The organism is Paenibacillus sp. YSY-4.3, assembly GCF_054767475.1.
In genome coordinates, this window is the sequence record NZ_BAABMC010000004.1 from 343,704 (window position 1) to 361,620 (window position 17,917).

The following is a 17,917-nucleotide window of genomic DNA, read 5'->3' on the forward strand; positions in this document are numbered from 1 at the left end:
ATTCTCCTCATAGACTAATATGTGACCTAAAAAGGAGGATGAGGGTTGTGGTTGAAACCTATTATACTTGTTTGCACTGCAAAGATAAGAGGGTTCGCATTCTGACTACCGGCGGACAGTGGTATACAGGGACAATTACGAATGTAGACTACCAAAATGTTTATTTGCGTCCCGATGCTAGGGGCGTCGTCAGAACCTCGGCATTTCGCCCGGGATTTTACGGCAATCAGATTCTGACGTTAAGCCTGTTCACGCTGCTCGCGATCGCACTGATTTAAATATGACCATCAAGACTCTCCTTTCTAAGGAGAGTTTTTTTGTATGCTCCGGGTTACTCCAAAGTGAGGGTCACTGAGACCGGGTTATGGTCGCTGTGTGCAAAACCAAGCTCATGGCCTTGTACCGACACCACCCCGATGTTAGGAGACACGAGAAAGCCGTCGATAATCGCAAGAAAGTTCACGCCGTCCTGATAAGGGATATCCAGCGTACGGACGGTCGGTGTTTCTGGGTCCACGGCCCATTTAAAGCCGTCGGGGCGGAAGTCGTCCGGGAATTTCTGCAGCCATTCGGGCCAGGGTTGGGATGCCGGGAATGCACCGGGGTCCGTACCCGGCAAGGAGTGGTTCCAGTCTCCTCCCAATATGATATAATTGCCCTGCTTCTGCTCGGTCTTAAGATAGTTCAACAAATAGTCCAATTGCTGCTGGCGAATTCGTCCCCCTTCGTCAAAGGCGGATAGATGCAAATTAACGAGAACCAATTCCCGTCCGTTGTCTACAGGGAGCCGGATCTCCATATAGGCCCGGTCTAAATCAAGCTGCTGGCGCGGCCAGCTCTCCTTGCCCGGCAAATCGAGCCTACGGGCACTCGTGCTATGCACTGCTGCCAGCGTTAATAGGCCGCTGTTTACGGATCCCATAGGTTTAAAAAGGGGAACCGGAACCCATGGCACCTTGTAATTCAGTGCAAATGTATGGCCGTAGCCAGGCAGCTGGCCCGTCAAGTAGCCGGCTTCATTCAGATGATAGCTGCGGGAAGCAGCTATATCCACCTCCTGTAGAAGGAATATGTCGGAAGCGGCTTCGGTCATGAACGCAGCGATGGCGTCCATATTCGCCTTTGTCTGTGCTTCGCTGCGGGAGCGGGATTGCCTTCCTCCATCCATGAAGAAATCCTGATCCTTGTCGAGACCCGCATACCCGATATTGAAGGTAGTAATCGTAAACGCCTCGCCGGGCTTCAGCTTCCGCTCCTGGTTCCGCTGCACATTCAACGGGGTCACTTCATCAGGCTTATAGTCTGTTATCGTAATATAGAGCAAAAAACCGCCGATGATCAACACAGGCAGCAGAGCGGCCATACCAATCCACAGTCTCCAGCGTTTTGCCACTGCTTCTCCTCCTCGTTATTTCTATGTATTTATGCCATTCCTCTTCATACTACTGAAAACTTACCATGAAGTCAGATGAGGTTCCAGACTTAGTTATAAATACTTACAGCGTGTTTAGAGAATATAGGATAGAATGAAAGTGGAAATCCAAGATTTAGGTCATTGGTTATAGTGAAATTGGCTAAAAAGGATTTTGTACCCAAACGCGAGAAGGTGAGAATAATGACCGTACGGCGCTATAGCTGGACAAAGCTGCTGATTGTATTAACGATAGTTGTATTAGGATTATCCGCTGCCGTCGGCGCGTATTCCAAGGAGGAGGCCGTGAAGAATACAGGCTCATCCACAGAGAAGTTCATTACGAAGCATATGACGAATGCGAATGGAACTATAGCCACCTATTTAAAGCCGGGAACCTCAACCGATCCGGATATCGTGGCTGGGCGCGAGGCGCTTTCCGAGTCGTTGGGATTTTGGATGCAATATGCCGTAAAGAAGCGGAATCAAACGTTGTTTGAGCGCAGCTACCAAGTTCTGAATAGCCGATTTTTGACGTCGGAGAACTATATTGTCTGGAAGGTAGAGTCAGATGGCCGGGTGAAGGTAAATACGAATGCGCTCGGTGATGATTTTCGTATTATCGGCAGTCTGCTGGAGGCATCACGGCTTTGGAAGAAGGACGAATATTTGGCTACAGCAAGAGAAATCTCGGATACGCTGCAGATGTACGGGCAGAATGAAGGCTACTTCGTCGACTTCCATGATTTCGCGAGGGATGAATCTCCAACGACGCTGAGCCTGGCTTATGTGGATATAGGTGTGCTTAAGCTAATGAAGGATCACCAGCTTATCGATTCAGGCACTTACGAGCAATACGTTCGTTTGCTATCCGAAATGCCGGATGACGGCGTGTTCTATCCAGTAACCTTCGATGTTCAACAGCGGAAGTATGCATTCGATGGCCATGTTAATCTTATCGATCAATTAATTATAGGCATTCACCGTGCAGAGATGGGCAAGAAGCCGACCGCCCTTATCTCTTTCTTGAAAAATGAGCTCCGCCAGCAAAAAACCATCAAAGGACGCTATAACCGGGCAACCCGGACGGCAGAGGTCTCTTATGAATCCCCTTCGGTGTACGGCCTTGCCATACTGCTGGCCTTGGAATGCGGAGATAAGGAATGGGCTAAGCAGTTGAACAAACAAATGATTTCTTTTAAAAATAGGGACGAATCATATTCTGGCGGGTATGTGTTTAGTAAGAACACCCACTTTTTCGATAATATTCTTCCATTGCTTGCCGAGACAGCTTTACAAAATCCTTAATTTAGGGTAATTGTTCAGAAAGTGTACAGATTCAGTTTGTAGAATATAGTATGAAAAGATCGAAATATCCGTTAGTTCCATATTTTATATACTGCTGTGCCACGGGCACTTCTCGTATGAGCTCATATGGGAATTGCCTATTTTTTTACATCCATGGACTGTCTGCGAGAACTTCCCATGGGCCGATCACAACATAGAAGGATGGTTAATTATGAGGGCCAAGATACCGACACATCGCATTGCCTGGGGCTATATCCTGCTTATTTTGGTGGCGATCGTACAGCAGTTTCTCGTCTTTCTCAATGTTTATCTTGAACAGAGCTACTCCGGGGCGGAATTCGCATTTAGCATGGTGGCCTTGGCGGCGCTGCTAATCGGGCTGATTCTTCCGCTTGGGGTATCCGTCGTTGGGGTGTTCGTGTTCCTCGTCAGTTATTTTGTATGGTTAGCGACTTATGCGCGCCTGGATGTTTTGGCATTCTCGTGGATTTTGCTTATTCCGGCTAATATCGGCATTGCTGCTGTGATCAAGTCGGCGCTGATTCGCAGCAAAGTCGTCATCCAGCGCTTGGAGGAGCTGGAGCAGCTTACACCGCAGGTTGATCTGGATACGGCGCTGGGCAACAAAGAGGCGCTGGCCGAAATTGTCGTCAAGCAGTCCAATTTGGCCAACAGGTATTCGGATCACTACAGCTTCTGTATGGCGATGTTCAAAATCGATTTTCTATCCCTGGTGCAGGAATCGCTTGGTTCGCAGCGTTATGCTCTGCTTCTGCTGGAGCTATCGAATATTATTCAGACTCAGATCCGTTATGAGGATTATAAATTTTCCCTGGAACAGGGCAGGTTTATCATTTTGTGCCCGATGACCAACCATGAATTTCTGCAAGCGATGACGGATCGGATCAAGCTGGCCCTGATGGACGTTCATTTCCTGGATAAAAAGGGGCATCCCCTTAAGCTCGTCATTCGTGCGGGAGCGATCGCGTTCCAGAAGGATCAGTTCAGCAAGTATAAGGATATCGATGCGGTCATCGCTGCACTAGAGAGACATACCGAGACGGATTTGATTGGGGAGTACATATGATTTGCTAGACGGATTACCCCGGATGCGGGAGGGAGGTGGCAGGATTTGCTTATGGCGTCGTACATCGACTGGTTCATTCCATTATGTACTGGAGTTAGCTTCATATTCGCGGTGACTGTTGTGATTCTGACGGCTGCTACCCTGGTGTTCCGGGCCAGAGTGAATAAAAAGTATGATCGGGGGAAATTCAGTGGCTGATTTATTGTTGATTCTGTGTATGGTTAGCATCTGGATCGCCGTGTTCCAATCGATCATCATCATGATCGGGGCCATTCGCTTTGTATGGCGGCAGAGCACAACGCCTTTGGTAATGCCTACCGATTTGGAAGGCTTCCCTACGGTAACCGTGATGGTTCCGGCTCATAACGAAGAGCTCGTCATCGCGGCAACAGCGAGGCATGTTCTCCATCTGAACTATCCCGAGCATAAAATACAGTTTATCGTCGTGGCGGATAACTGCACGGATAATACGGCAGGGCGGCTAAAGGCACTTAAGGCACAGCCCCAGTACCAGCATCGGGACTTCTTCATTATGGAGCGCAAAGGAACGGGCGGCAAGTCGGGCGCCTTGAATGATGCGCTGGAGCATGCCACCGGAGAGTGGATTTGCATTTTTGACGCGGACGCTGCGCCGGAGAAAAATTCGCTGCTCTTTCTCGTGCAGAAAGCGATGGAGGAGCCGGAGTTGTACGGGGCTGTATTTGGCCGTAACAAAGCCCGGAACCGGGGCCAAAACTTCTTATCTAGATGCATTAACCTGGAGCTGGTGACGATGCAGAGAGTGCTGCATACCGGCATGTGGGAGCTGTTCAAGCTGGGGACGATTCCGGGCACGAATTTTATTGTCAAAACATCACTAATCAAAGAAATCGGCGGTTGGGACGAGCAGGCGCTTACCGAAGATACGGCCATTTCGTTTGAAATCCTCTCAAGAGGCCAGCTCATTGCGCTTGCCCCGCAAGCCGAGGCTTATCAGCAGGAGCCTGAGCAGCTTTCCGTATATATGAAGCAGCGCGAACGATGGGCCAAAGGGAATTATCAGGTGGTACTGGATAATTTCCACCACTTGTTCAAGCCTTCGAGCTGGCGCATCAAGCTGCATGTGCTTTTCTTTACGGCCAGTTATTTCTGGTTTCTGATTACGATCGTTATCTCCGACCTCATTATTGTCGTGAACATTGCTTATTGGCTGATCGCTCTATTTAAGCCGGAGGTGTTGTCTCCCTTCCAGTTTGAGGGCGATGTGTACATTTACCTGATTATCGCCTGGGCGCTGATGTATTATTTGTATGTGCTGCAGATCAACCTGGCACTGGCTTCCGATATCGGGCAGAGCAACGTCCGCAATTTTGTCTTGTCCTGTATTACGTATTTCACATACGCACAGCTCTTCCTGGTCATTTCGCTCCGTGCCTCTTATAACATGATTATGGATAAGATCATGCATAGGGAAAGCAAGTGGTATAAGACGCAGCGATTTGATTAGTCTGCAATTTAAATCTATTAACAAGAAACTGAGGCCGCTCCCATGCTAAGGTGCATGGGGGTGGCCTCTTCAATGATTTCATGCACTTTTTTTTAGAATCGTCCGTATAGCCATTCAATTATCAAGACCTTCTATGGTAATGTACTAGTATGAAGAAGATAAATACTACGTTGACAGGGCTTCGGGGTTGGCTTGCAATCTCGGTAGTCATTTTTCATATTTACGGCTCGTCGATCCTTGAGGGGTACTTAAGGGAGTATCCTCGCAGTCATTGGAGTTATTTCATCAATTATGCTGGTCCGATTTCCGTTAATCTGTTTTTCGTCATCAGCGGCTATCTCATTACGCAGACGCTGCTTCGGCACGGGACGGTAAGGAAATTCGCTTTGAACCGAATCCTTCGGATTTATCCGGTGTTTTTGCTAATTCATATTCTCATATTTGCGGCAGGGCCGTGGATCGGCTATAAATGGATGGACAATATCGGTTTTGCCAGCTATACGGTTCATTTTTTCTCCAACCTGCTGCTGCTGCCAGGCGTATTTCCCCTGCCTATTGCCCAAATCGTAGCCTGGTCATTAAGCTATGAAATGGCGTTCTATCTCATGGCGGGCCTGATTTACATCATTTATCGCAGGAAGTCGCTTCCTGTATTTGTTAAATCTATTCTTTTAGGCATTATGCTGCTAGTTAGTGCGATGCTCATATACTATCACCCGGACATGCTGTTCTTTGTCGTGGGTATCGCCTCTTATTTTACAGAGTCGTTTCTGCGCAGGGTGTATCCTTACAGGAGAGCTTTGTATCTGAACGGGATAATATTATTCGGGCTCCTATATATGTGCTATCACTATAACGCCAGGCATGTGTATATATTGATTCCGTTAATTATTAGCTATTTTTTCTTTCAGTCCATTTTGCGGGAGCACGGGTTAATGTCCCGGTTTTTGCAGCTTCGCCCGATGCAATATTTGGGGAAAATCAGCTACAGTCTGTATATGTGGCATACGATGGTTATGTTTCCGCTCAAAAGAGTGATCCCCAAGCTGAGCATGCTTGTTCATCAGCCTTGGTTGGCATTTGCCGTATACGCTGCATTATCGCTGATCATTTCTATTGTAGTGTCGCATCTATCCTACCAACTTATCGAGCTGAGGCTAACGAGTTATTTGAAGAAGCGGCTGGGCAAGAACAACTCCAACGACACGTCGGCTCAATTGCCGTTTTCGCGATAGCAAGGCAGAAAAACCTTTGTCTAATCCCGTGAAGTCTGATACAATAACCCGGAATCAACCAATTTAATATTTTACTTATACGGTGCTGCCCATAATTTATTATGAAGCAGCTTAATAGGGAAGTTCGATGAAAATTCGACGCGGTCCCGCCACTGTAACGCGGAGCTGACTATCGTAAAACCACTGTTGATCATCAACGGGAAGGGGATAGTTGAAGCGATGATGCGAAGCCAGGAGACCTGCCGTGTAAGAGCTCTGTGATTTCTCACGAGGATGAGATGGAGATGTTTATTCGTGCTGCTGCCGTCATGCTTAGTCATTGGAGCGGCCGAGTGTGTATAGTGTTACACGGACAAATCTTCAGGAACATCTTTCTCTACGGGAAAGGTGTTTTTTTGTTGTCCACAAAAAACAATGGTAAAGGAGAGCGGACGTTGAACAGTTGGAAGAATGGGATGAAGAGAAGCTTGCCCGTATGGATGAGCTTCGTGCTGTTGTTGTCTCTAGTAAATCCTCAGCTCGCCAAGGCGGCAGGAGGGGCAAACAACACTCAGTTGAACAGTATGATTGCGAGCACCATGGATTACTATGCCAAGCAGTATAGTGATGCTAGCTCGACGAAACGAATCGAGTCCTGGTGGGAGCTCGTGGCTATATGGGGTGCAGGAGCAGATCTGCAGGATGGAAAATGGAGACTGCCTTCCTGGGAGACGACAGCGCCTAATTTGGCGGCAAATAACACGGGTACCGAGCATATCAGATACATATTTGGGCTGCTGGCTATGGGGAAAGATCCAGCGCATGCTTGGGAGACGGATCGAAATTTATGGGCTGAGCTTGCTGCGCAGCAGAACCCCGCTACGGGGGCGATCGGCGGCGTTAACAAGCACATCTGGGCCATGCTTGCCTTGGATGCCGGAGTCAAGCTCGGTGCAAACGTAGGCACATGGGATGATGCGGCGGCGAAAAAGGCTCTAGACTATTTGCTGTCTTGCCAGTACGCGGACGGCGGGTTCGGGTTAACGCCAACCGGGTCGTCCGGCGATACGGATATGACCGGCATGGCGCTGCTGGCGCTTGGCAATTATCAGGGGCAAAGCGCAGTGGACAGCGCCATTCAGCGCGCAAAGGAGCTGTTGAAGCAGCGGCAGCTCGATAATGGCGGGTTTAACTCACCTGGAACATGGGGCTCCGGTGACAACTCGAACAGTCTGTCTACTACGGTCTCTGGTCTAGTGGCCGTAAGCGACGATGCACTATCCTCCGAATGGATCAAGAACGGCCATTCGGTATTGGATGCATACGCGCTGTTCCAGATGGCTGACGGCTCCTTCAAATGGAAAGCTGCCGATGCGAGAATGAACAGCATGTCTACAGAGCAGGCGCTTATTGCGCTGCTCGACATCCAGCATGGGCAATCGACATGGTATCGTATTGCTGAAGCTGCGCCGGTTCAGCCTAGCATATCGGCACAGCTGCAAGTGACCGGAATGGACAGCGAGCTTTACGCTTCTCAGATAGTCACAGTATCACCGAACGGCGGGGAAGTTACGGCGCTTGATGTTATGAAGCAGGGTCTTGATACCGCTGTGCCGCCGATTAGTTACAGCATTACGGGCAGCGGGAGCAATGCTTACGTCACGGAGATTGGCGGACAAGTCGCAGGAACTTTGGGCGGCTGGGACGGCTGGATGTACACCGTCAATGGGGTTGCTCCTTGGGTCGGAGCGGGCGAATATGTCATTCAGCCCGGCGATCAGGTCCATTTCTATTACAGCCGCTGGGCCAGCATATCGGCGGCAGCGCTGGAAATTAGTCATGGAGCCTCGAACCCTGCGATTGAAATCAAGCTGGTAGGGGATACGTTTACGCCAGCTGCAGGGCAGGTAAATTATTGGCTTATCGACACCGGCACAACAGGGCTGCAGGTTGCTGGCGTAACCATGAGCAACAACCAGCAAGCTAACATTGCTTTTGCAGGTCAAGCTGCTGAAGGCATAATTACCGTACAGGCATTGGCTGGGGCTTTAGCCGGGCAGAGCGAAAGCGAGACGGTGAGTGTCGTTGTTCCAGCTTCCGCTGGGCCGGTTCACGAACGGATTATTTATGTTCCGGACGGCGAGACCCATTTCGAGAACGGGTCATATGGAGACCCGTTGACGGAAGACAAGGTCATCCTTGAGTTCACTAGAGCGCAATTGCCGTAGGTAACTTCAGTTACGGACAGTACGTATTTCGATATTGCACCGGATACCGAGGTCCGCTCATTAGGCTGGAACCGCCAAATTCAACTGCCTAGCAAGCTGAGCACCACGGATGGTACGTTGATCAGTAAGGTAAACGACAAGTTGTCCTTAACGAATGAGGAACTTACTCAGATTGCAATTCGTGTGAAGGTAGGCGGCAGTGACAGAATTGATTTCAGCCGTCATGTAACTTTGAAGCTGATTGGGCAAGGCAGCAGGCATGCCGGCTGGGTCGGCAGCGATGGAAGCTTTAATCCAATTCCGAAATACAACGATTCTTCGGTAAGACAGGATGCAGTTTATGCCTATGCGGATGATCATGGCGATTTAGTCATCAAGACGACGCATTTTACGGAGTTTATTGCTTACGACTTGAAAACTAAGGATACTCCTGGACAGGGCGGTAATCCTGGCAACGGAGGTACCAATCCAGGAAATGGCGGAGCTCCCGGCAATGGGGGTGGCACGCCTGGCACTGGTGGTAACCCGGGTGACGGGGGCGGCGTAGTAACTCCACCGGCTACCCGTTCAATTACTTTGTCTGTAGAGAAACATACGATTGGCGAAGGAAACATTGTTTCGTCTATGGCAGTTACGCTCCAGGATGGAGATACCGCATTTACAGTCCTAAAGAGAGTACTGCAAGGGCGCGGTATTTCTATGAATTACATTGGTTCTGATGCTACCCTTTATGTACAAGCGATAAACGGTTTAGGCGAGTTTGACAAAGGGCCGTTGAGCGGCTGGATGTATCAGGTAAATGGGGTATTTCCAAATTACAGCGCAGGACTGTATACGCTGCAGAACGGCGATGTTCTTCGCTGGCGTTATACTACGAACCTCGGCAAAGATCTTGAAGAAGAAGACGCCGGAAACGGAGCACCGGGTGCCGGGGCGCCTGGAGCTGGCGGTCCTGCTGGCATCGGCGTGGCCGAAGGAGCTTTAGGACAGGTAGCAGTGGCAACGCCGGAGCAGCAAGCGGCTTCCCTGGAGCGCATTAAGGCGGCGATTGCTAATGCTTCGAACTGGATTTTGAACAATCGCAGCTTCGCTAAGCATGATAATTTTAACGATTGGGACGCTTTAGCGCTGGCTCGCTCCGGCAAGCAAGTGCCTGCGGAATATTATTCGGTACTCGAGAGCCATGTTCGTGAGAAGAACGGCGAATTCCGCTTAGTGACAGACTATGAACGCATGGTACTGGCCGTCACCGCAATCGGGAAGGATCCGCGCAGCGTGGCCGGGACAGATTTGCTGGAGAAAATCTACAACAATGCGCGCATGACGAATCAAGGCACGAACGGACTCGTATTCGCCTTGCTGTCTCTGGATGCAGCCAAGGCTGATATTCCAAACGATGCGCTGTGGACGCGGGATAAGCTGGTCGCTGCGGTGCTGCAGCAGCAGAATTCCGATGGCGGATTCCCGATCAGTAAAGAGTCCAACGGCCAAAGCGATATCGATATGACGGCCATGGCGCTGCAAGCCTTGGCGAAATATCAGGACCGCAAAGAGGTTAAAGCGGCTGCGGAAAACGCGCTGGCCTGGCTGTCGCAGCAGCAGTTGGCAAGCGGCGGCTTTAAAGCGTGGGGTGTAGAAGCGAGCGAGAGCATTTCGCAGGTGATTATTGCTCTGTCCAGCCATAATATCCCGCTGGATGATCAGCGGTTCGTGAAGAGCGGCGGCGATCTGCTTACAGCGCTGCAAGCATATGTGAACAAGGATGGCGGGTTCGCCCATACGGCAGGAGGAGCCAGCGATTATATGGCAACCCACCAGGGGCTAATGGCACTTGGCGCGTATGAACGGATGCTGAAGAAGCAAAGCACGTTATTTGATATGTCCGATATACAAACTGCCGTCTCTGAGCCGGCTCCAGTTGTCTACGGCGATCAAGCCTCCATATCTGCATGGGCCAAGGGAGCGGTTGAACAAGCAACTGAGCTGGGCTTGATGGCAGGTACGGGAGCGGCGACGCCGCAGTTTGAGCCGAAGCGTGGTTTGACCCGTGCGGAATTCGCGGTGCTGGTCGTCAAGCTGGCAGGCGAACAGCCGTCTGGGAATGCGGCGGGCTTCAAGGATGTCAGCCAAGACTCCTGGTACGCCGGATATGTAGCTGCGGCTAAGGAGAAAGGCATGATTTCCGGTTTGAACGAAAGCCAATTCGGACCGAATCAGCAAATTACAAGACAGGAAATGGCTACGATTCTTGTGCGCATGCAAGGGCAATTGCTGCCAAATGCAGGGGATAGCACAACCTCGAACCGCATTCTCAAAGACCGTGAGCAAGTATCTAATTGGGCTGCCGCTTATGTGGATTCGGCTGTTCAATCCGGGCTCATGTCGGGAGACGGCGACTATTTCCGGCCGCATGAGCAAGTCACTAGAGAAATGGCTGCTGTCGTGATCGTGAAAATGCATGCCATGCTTAATCCATAGCATTAACTGGGAGAAGGAGACTTAAGCCTCCTTCTTTCCCTATTTATACGATTATCATAGCTTGGGGTGGGCATATGCCGAAATGGAGCAGGACATTATGGCAGAATAGAAACAAATTTTTCGGGCTGTTGGCCATTATCGCTATCGTGCTGGCTGCGGTATGGTTCTACGGAGGCGATCGTTCGGAGCGGATTGGTTCGGTTGGTGATGCATCTGGTAATTCATCTATCGAAGTGTCCCGTAATGAGGATCATTCTGCCAAAGCAGACTCTGGGAATTCCGGTACGGAGAGCGGGGGGGCCGGATCGCCGCAAGAGACGGTACCGGACAGAGATGAGCCGTCTTCAGTTTTACAGCCTGGGGGCAAAGAAGCGACACCGCTCGCTGAATCCGGCGACAGTGGCGCTGCGCAGGGCACGGCTGGTGAATTGGCTGCGAAGGCTGAAGAGTCATCTACAGCCCTTCCCGACGGAGCGGTGCAGCCTAACGCCGGCAAACAGGCCGGTGAAGGAAAGAAGTTCGATGATGCTGAGGGCGTTAAGCCTCAGCCAGTTCAGAGCGGTTCGGGAGCGGCCATATCCTCTACGCCCCCGGGTTCCGGCGCGTTGCCTGGCAAAGATAGTGCCACGGATGCAGCCGCTGGCTCTGGCGGTTCCGTAACGTTAACCATCGTTGGACCGCCGGATATCGGCACGATTATGGGAACGACCGAGGTAGACATCGGCGATTCCAAGTCCGTACTGGATGTATTGAAGAAGACTACCCGCAGCCAAAAGCTGCAAATGGAGTATACCGGAAGCGGAGCGACGGCCTATGTCCAGGGCATAGATAATTTATATGAATTCGATAAAGGCTCGGGCAGCGGCTGGATGTACAGCGTAAATGGCAAATTCCCGAACCGAAGCGCGGGGATTTGGCCGCTGAGTCCCGGGGATGACATTCGGTGGCTGTACACGGAAGATTTGGGCAAAGATCTGGGCGCTGGCGCAGAGGACGGGTTATGGGATGGGAAGAGCTGATATGGTATATGGGTTTACAGGGCTGCATCCACAATTAAGCATGCTATATTTCCTTGTATTACTGGGAGCCTGCATGATGTTTCAGCATCCCGTATATTCGCTGGTGTCTTTCATATGCATTGTAGTACTCCTCTTCTCTCTCGATGGGGGGAGAGCGTTGAAAAAAGTAATTAAAGGCTACTTACTCATCGCCTTTGTCATATTTATTTCGAATCCGTTGTTCTCCAGCCGGGGTGCCACGATCCTGTTCTACGTCTGGGATCGCCCTGTTACGATGGAAGCCATCGTGTATGGCGCGATATTTGCCCTATCACTGCTTAACATGCTGCTTGTCTTCATCGCCTTTAATTTGGTCGTGACACCGGACAAGCTGTTGTATCTGCTTACACCATACGCACCGCGGACGGCCTTTGTGATTACTGTAACGCTTCGCTTCGTCCCTTTGCTGACCCGCAGACTGCAGCAAATTATGACGATTCAGAGGGTCATGGGTTATTTGCAGCCCAGAGGAAGCAAGAAGCATCTGATGCGGGAGGGGATGGAGACGATGCATACGCTCGTCGGCTGGTCATTGGAGGAAGCGCTGCAGACCGCCGGCTCCATGAGGGCAAGGGGCTATGGAATCGGGCGAAGAAGCAGTGGTACGGTCTACCGGATGGATCGCCGGGACAAGCTTGTGCTGTGGACTATGATCATAACGGGGCTGAATATCGTGATCGGTGCGTTGTTTGGTGTAAACCATTATGAGGTATATCCTCGGCTGCAGGCATTGCAGTGGTCGTCTCAGCTGGGAATTCATTTGCTTAGTTATGCTGTATTCCTGGCGATTCCCCTTGCGATGAATGGGAAGGAGTGGCTGCATTGGCGCTATATCAGATCGAACATGTAAGCTTCAAATACCCGGAAGCATCGGAAGCGATGCTGGCGAATATAAATATCACCGTTGAAGAGGGAGACTTCGTATTATTATGCGGACCATCGGGATCGGGAAAGACGACGCTGCTTCGCCAGCTGAAGCGGGAGATTAGGCCGGAAGGACATCGGCAGGGAGAAATACGGTACCGGGGAAATCTGCTGGACGACTTGGAAGCAAGGCATTCCATCGAAGAAATTGGGATGGTCTTCCAGGATCCGGACAATCAGATCGTTATGAATACGGTATGGCAGGAGCTTACCTTCGCGATGGAGAACTTGGGCTATGCTACGGAGCAGATTCAGCGCAGAATCGGCGAACTCGTTCAGTTCTTTGGTATGGAAGGCTGGCTGCAGCTGGGGGTGCATGAGCTGTCGGGAGGCCAGAAGCAGCTTCTGAGCCTGGCTTCCGTTATGTCTTTACGGCCCAAAGTACTGCTGCTGGATGAGCCGACGGCACAGCTCGACCCGATTGCCGCCAAGGAGTTCATTCAGCTGCTGGCTCGGATTAACGAGGAATTGTCCATCACCATCATCATTAGCGAGCATAGAGTCGAGGAGCTCTTTCCCTTATCCACCCAGGTTGTCATGCTTAAGGCGGGGGAGGTGGCTTACACTGGTGCTCCGCAAGAAGTCATCCGCAGGATTTGGAACGATCAGGATGAATTTTTCATCCCATATCTGCCCGCTGTCAGCCGATTATTTCTGGGGGCTGGCGGTGAGGATGCCCGGAGGATGACAGAGGAACCCATTCCGCTTACCGTCAGGGAGGGGCGGCAATGGATCAGCCAGTATACTAAGGCACCGGCAAACCAGGCTAAATCATCATCAGAAGCGTCATCAGCATCTATCGATACGCCAAGTCCTCTTTTGGAATGCAGGGAGCTGTTTTTTACTTATGAAAAACATGCGCCTCTCGTGTTGAAGGGCTGTTCGCTGCATATTCAGCAGGGGGAATTTTTCACTTTATTCGGCGGGAACGGCTCCGGCAAGTCCACGCTCCTGTACCAAATCGCGGGCGCTAGGAAGCCGCAGCGCGGGAACATTTTTTTGGAGGGAAAATCTTTATTGCGCAGCAGTACCGCCGAGAGAAGCCGTATCATCGGCTACGTGGCCCAAAATCCGCTGCTTTACTTTACACGGGATACATTGAAGGCGCAGTTCAAGGATCGAATCGAAAGGCTGGAGCAAAGTTCAGGAAAGGGGAACCGACAGGACCCAACGTTTGCCGTTAGCAGGCAGGAGCGGTTAGATGAATTACTGGAGCTGTTTGAGCTGAAGGGATCGCTGGACAAGCATCCGTTGGACCTCAGCGGCGGACAGCAGCAAAAGGCAGCGCTGATGCTCGTCCTGCTTGCGGAGCCGCGATTGCTGCTGCTCGACGAGCCGACGAAAGGGCTTGATCCCACTTCCAAAATGAAGCTGGCGGCGCAGCTTGAAGCCATCCGCGAAAAGGGCACAACCATATTGATGGTCAGCCATGACATCGAATTTGCGGCCAATTATGCGACCCGCTGTGGGCTGCTGTTTGACGGCAAGCTGGTTGCGGTAGACGAGACAAGGAACTTTTTGCGGGACAATTATTTTTACACGACAATCATTCACCGCACGGCAGGCGATTTCTTCCCCGCAGCTATTACGATGAAGGATATAGGGATGCCATGGGGAAAATAAAACGCTTGGTCTATGTCGGCAGCATAATTACAGTGATTGTTCTGCTGGCTGCCGTGTTATGGTTTGAGGAGTATTATCTACCGCTCAGCTTCTTGATTATTGGGCTAGCGATCATCCCCTTTTTTATCCGCTTCGAGAGAAAAAAGCTGCGCGCCGAGGAAATACTGCTTGTCGCGATGCTGGGAGCTATCGCTGCCGTAAGCAGAGTGCCGTTTGCACCGCTCCCCAGTGTGCAGCCGACGTCTTTTGTCATTATTATGGCGGCGCTTGCCTTTGGAGCTGAGACGGGATTTCTGGTGGGCAGCATCGCTGCCGTCGTGTCGAATATATTTCTGGGCCAAGGGCCATGGACGCCGTGGCAGATGTTCTGCTGGGGAATGATCGGGTTTACGGCAGGGCTGCTTAAGGACACTTTATGGATGAAACGGATGTGGGGCAGAAACCTCTTCGGCTTCCTATGGGGGTTTGTGTTTGGCTGGATTATGAATTTATGGTTCCTGATCGGCTTCTATGATCAATTGTCCTGGCCGGTCTTCGTATCGGCTTATATAGCCAGCTTCTACTTTGATTTGGCCCACGCGCTGTCGAATGTCTTCTTTCTTACGCTATTCTCCGGGGTATGGATGCGAATCCTTACCCGGGTTAAGTCGAAGTATGGCTTGCTGAACCCGGAGGACTCGCCGATTAAACCACCGCGATCGCCGTAATTACCCAGCCGATCAGGAAGGCCACGCCGCCCAGCGGCGTAATCGCCCCTAGCTTGCGGATGCCTGTCAGGCTTAGTGCGTACAAGCTGCCTGAGAACAGGATGATGCCCGCGAACAGGAACCAGCCGGCCAGCACAATCAGTGACGCCGATTCAGTCTGCGCAGAAATCAAGCCTAACAGCAGCAAACCGAGCCCATGAGCGATGTGGTACTGGATTCCGGTTTGATAAATTTTCATCATATCCTCGGACAGCTTCTTCTTCAATGCATGGGCTCCGAACGCCCCTAAAGCAACGGCCAGGAACATCATGCCCGCTCCGAGCAGCAATAATGTCGTCATGGATATAAACACCTCCCACTCCAAATAGTAGCCATTACACGCAAAGGCGTCAATTCAAGGAAGGGGAGATGGTGTCACAAAATCGGAGGCTCATTTGTCTACTCTATATCACATAATGAGGGAGAGATGGACTAATGAGTCTAAGATTAAATTTTCAGAAGGCTAACCCGGCAGCGTATCAAGCGATGTCCACATTGGAGAAGTACACCAGGGAGAGCAGCGTGGCTCCCGTCACGAATGAATTGATTAAGCTTCGTGCGTCCCAAATCAATGGATGCGCCTATTGCCTGGATATGCATGCTAAAGATTTGATGGCGATGGGGGACCATGCCGACCGGATTTTGCTGCTCAGCGTATGGCGGGAAGTCCCACACTTGTTCACGGATCAGGAGCAGGCCGCTCTGGAGCTGACGGAATGCGTGACGAATATTTCGCATGAGGGAGTGCCGCAGCCGGTCTATGACAAGGTGAGGGAGTTTTTTAACGAGAGCGAGTATGTGGACTTATTGATAGCGATAAATACGATTAACAGCTGGAATCGCCTGGCCATTTCATCAGGACTTTTCCCTGGATGCTTTAAGTCATAAAATGGTAATATAAAAAGAGAAGAGGAAATCCCGAAAGGAAGCCGTCCTGGCTTCTTTTTGGCGTTGGAAGGAGGAGGTGCGCGCTTGGTGAAACCATCGGAGGATGTGGATGCTCGCACCGTGCGAGCCCGGACGGACATCGATACTTTGTATCGTAATTATCGGACATATGCCTTTTCCATCGCATATCGGATGCTGGGCGTGATATCTGATGCCGAGGATGTGGTTCAGGACTGGTTCACGGAGATGCAATCCAAGGATATAACAGAAATTCGAGATATCAAAGCCTATTTGGCAAAGGGAATTACCAATCGCAGTCTGAACGTATTGAAATCGGCACGCAAGCAGAGGGAAGTATATGTCGGAGAATGGCTCCCCGAGCCTCTCGTTGCTGATTACGACTCTCCCGAGCGGACACTGGAGCGGCAAGACATGATTTCTTATGCCTATCTGGTCATGCTTGAGCGCCTTACTCCGATGGAGCGGGCGGTCTATCTTCTTCGGGAAGTGTTTCAGTATGACTATCCTGCGATTTCAGAGATGCTGGGCAAATCGGAGAGCAATTGCCGCAAAATATTCAGCAGGGCCAAGCAGAGCCTCAATTCGGAGGAGATCAGGATTGACGACCATGGGGCTTCTGATCAGGGGAACAAAAGAAAACTGATCGAGCGGTTTATTGCCGCTTTCGAGCAATACCAAATGGAGGAACTGCTGGAACTGTTGGCTGAAGACGCAGTAATGATCACCGACGGGGGCGGTTACACCCGTTCCGCTATTTTTCCGATTACAAGCCGGAGGCGTGTGCTGGCTTTATTGACTTCACCTAAAACGTTTAAGGAATTGCGCAGGTGGCAAGCTGTTTTGACAGAGGTAAACGGAGAAGTGAATCTCATCTTTACGAAAGAAGGCCAATTGAAGGGCATATTATGCTTCCAATTGGGAAGTGAAGCGAACCGCATCCAAAATTTATATTTGCTGCTCAATCCCCATAAATTGAATCATGTACTTGCATGAGTAAGATCCTTGGATCTTGCTCATGCTTTTTTTATGAGGATATAAATCCAATAATATTATGCACTTTACAATAGTGTGTGCCATACAGTATATTGAGAGCAGGAGTTGATAAGATGACTGACATTCAAGAGGTCGTGAATGGGCTGCTGCAGGAGCTCCGGCGGGGTACGATCATTATCGGCGTGCTGAGCCAGCTGTCAGAGCCTCAATATGGATATTCGCTCGTGATCATTTTGGAAGAGAAGGGCATGTCTATTGACGCCGGTACGCTGTATCCTTTGCTCAGAAGATTGGAGAAGCAGGGGCTGCTGGACAGTGAGTGGGATACGACGGAGAGCCGGCCGCGGAAATATTACCGGCGGAGCGAATTCGGGACCGAGGTATACCGGAGGCTGAGCGCGGAATGGCGTGAATTGAATCGCAGCGTGGAAAGCTTGCTTGATTTGAGTTGA

Annotated in this window: 17 protein-coding genes and 1 riboswitch; of the genes, 15 read left to right on the plus strand and 2 right to left on the minus strand. The window is 50.7% G+C overall.

The annotated features are described in order from the left end of the window. Window positions 1-38 precede the first annotated feature (38 nt). A complete protein-coding gene (locus ACYUJT_RS15935; protein ID WP_460323917.1) occupies window positions 39-278 on the plus strand; it encodes a hypothetical protein in 240 nt (79 codons plus the stop codon). Window positions 279-331: 53 nt separating this feature from the next. Here ACYUJT_RS15935 and ACYUJT_RS15940 read toward each other — a convergent pair whose 3' ends face one another. After that, window positions 332-1,393 carry an endonuclease/exonuclease/phosphatase family protein gene (locus ACYUJT_RS15940; RefSeq protein WP_460323919.1) on the minus strand — a complete coding sequence of 354 codons (1,062 nt, stop codon included), beginning with the start codon at window positions 1,391-1,393 and terminating at the stop codon, window positions 332-334. A 171-nt stretch (window positions 1,394-1,564) separates the two neighbouring features. Between ACYUJT_RS15940 and ACYUJT_RS15945 the strand changes: the two genes are divergently transcribed. From ACYUJT_RS15945 to ACYUJT_RS15995, 11 genes are all read left to right on the plus strand, one after another. Beyond that, complete coding sequence (locus tag ACYUJT_RS15945; protein ID WP_460323921.1) at window positions 1,565-2,719, plus strand: glycosyl hydrolase family 8; 1,155 nt, start codon at window positions 1,565-1,567, stop codon at window positions 2,717-2,719. A 211-nt stretch (window positions 2,720-2,930) separates the two neighbouring features. After that, window positions 2,931-3,806, plus strand: a complete 876-nt coding sequence (locus ACYUJT_RS15950; protein ID WP_460323923.1) for a diguanylate cyclase domain-containing protein — start codon at window positions 2,931-2,933, stop codon at window positions 3,804-3,806. A 45-nt stretch (window positions 3,807-3,851) separates the two neighbouring features. Further along, entirely contained in the window at window positions 3,852-4,004 is a 153-nt protein-coding gene (locus ACYUJT_RS15955; protein WP_460324209.1) for a hypothetical protein, read from the plus strand. Next, window positions 3,997-5,292: a glycosyltransferase family 2 protein gene (locus tag ACYUJT_RS15960; RefSeq protein ID WP_460323925.1), complete on the plus strand. Its 1,296-nt coding sequence runs from the start codon at window positions 3,997-3,999 to the stop codon at window positions 5,290-5,292. The genes ACYUJT_RS15955 and ACYUJT_RS15960 overlap by 8 nt, the downstream gene beginning before the upstream one ends. Window positions 5,293-5,462: 170 nt before the next feature. Then, window positions 5,463-6,527 carry an acyltransferase family protein gene (locus ACYUJT_RS15965; RefSeq protein ID WP_460323927.1) on the plus strand — a complete coding sequence of 355 codons (1,065 nt, stop codon included), beginning with the start codon at window positions 5,463-5,465 and terminating at the stop codon, window positions 6,525-6,527. Between the two features lie 63 nt (window positions 6,528-6,590). After that, window positions 6,591-6,788, plus strand: a riboswitch (cobalamin riboswitch). 173 nt (window positions 6,789-6,961) lie between these two features. Then, complete coding sequence (locus ACYUJT_RS15970) at window positions 6,962-8,734, plus strand: DUF4430 domain-containing protein (RefSeq protein WP_460323929.1); 1,773 nt, start codon at window positions 6,962-6,964, stop codon at window positions 8,732-8,734. 117 nt (window positions 8,735-8,851) lie between these two features. Further along, complete coding sequence (locus ACYUJT_RS15975; protein WP_460323931.1) at window positions 8,852-11,212, plus strand: S-layer homology domain-containing protein; 2,361 nt, start codon at window positions 8,852-8,854, stop codon at window positions 11,210-11,212. A gap of 74 nt (window positions 11,213-11,286) precedes the next feature. Continuing rightward, complete coding sequence (locus ACYUJT_RS15980) at window positions 11,287-12,231, plus strand: DUF4430 domain-containing protein (protein WP_460323933.1); 945 nt, start codon at window positions 11,287-11,289, stop codon at window positions 12,229-12,231. A gap of 1 nt (window position 12,232) precedes the next feature. After that, the gene (locus ACYUJT_RS15985) at window positions 12,233-13,120 is read left to right on the plus strand and encodes an energy-coupling factor transporter transmembrane component T (RefSeq protein ID WP_460324196.1); all 888 of its coding nucleotides are present in this window, start codon (window positions 12,233-12,235) and stop codon (window positions 13,118-13,120) included. Then, window positions 13,093-14,817 (plus strand): ABC transporter ATP-binding protein, encoded by a 1,725-nt coding sequence (locus ACYUJT_RS15990; protein ID WP_460323935.1) that lies wholly within the window; start codon window positions 13,093-13,095, stop codon window positions 14,815-14,817. The genes ACYUJT_RS15985 and ACYUJT_RS15990 overlap by 28 nt, the downstream gene beginning before the upstream one ends. Continuing rightward, complete coding sequence (locus ACYUJT_RS15995; protein WP_460323937.1) at window positions 14,805-15,524, plus strand: ECF transporter S component; 720 nt, start codon at window positions 14,805-14,807, stop codon at window positions 15,522-15,524. The genes ACYUJT_RS15990 and ACYUJT_RS15995 overlap by 13 nt, the downstream gene beginning before the upstream one ends. Here the strand turns inward: ACYUJT_RS15995 and ACYUJT_RS16000 are convergent. Next, window positions 15,502-15,864 (minus strand): DUF423 domain-containing protein, encoded by a 363-nt coding sequence (locus ACYUJT_RS16000; protein WP_460323939.1) that lies wholly within the window; start codon window positions 15,862-15,864, stop codon window positions 15,502-15,504. The two genes, ACYUJT_RS15995 and ACYUJT_RS16000, sit on opposite strands and share 23 nt — an antisense overlap. A gap of 134 nt (window positions 15,865-15,998) precedes the next feature. On the opposite strand from ACYUJT_RS16000, the gene ACYUJT_RS16005 reads away from it, so the two are divergent. From ACYUJT_RS16005 to ACYUJT_RS16015, 3 genes are all read left to right on the plus strand, one after another. Continuing rightward, window positions 15,999-16,451, plus strand: coding sequence for a carboxymuconolactone decarboxylase family protein (locus tag ACYUJT_RS16005; protein WP_460323941.1), 453 nt, complete (start codon window positions 15,999-16,001; stop codon window positions 16,449-16,451). A gap of 87 nt (window positions 16,452-16,538) precedes the next feature. Beyond that, a complete protein-coding gene (locus ACYUJT_RS16010; protein WP_460324197.1) occupies window positions 16,539-17,465 on the plus strand; it encodes a sigma-70 family RNA polymerase sigma factor in 927 nt (308 codons plus the stop codon). A 113-nt stretch (window positions 17,466-17,578) separates the two neighbouring features. Then, complete coding sequence (locus ACYUJT_RS16015; protein WP_460323943.1) at window positions 17,579-17,917, plus strand: PadR family transcriptional regulator; 339 nt, start codon at window positions 17,579-17,581, stop codon at window positions 17,915-17,917.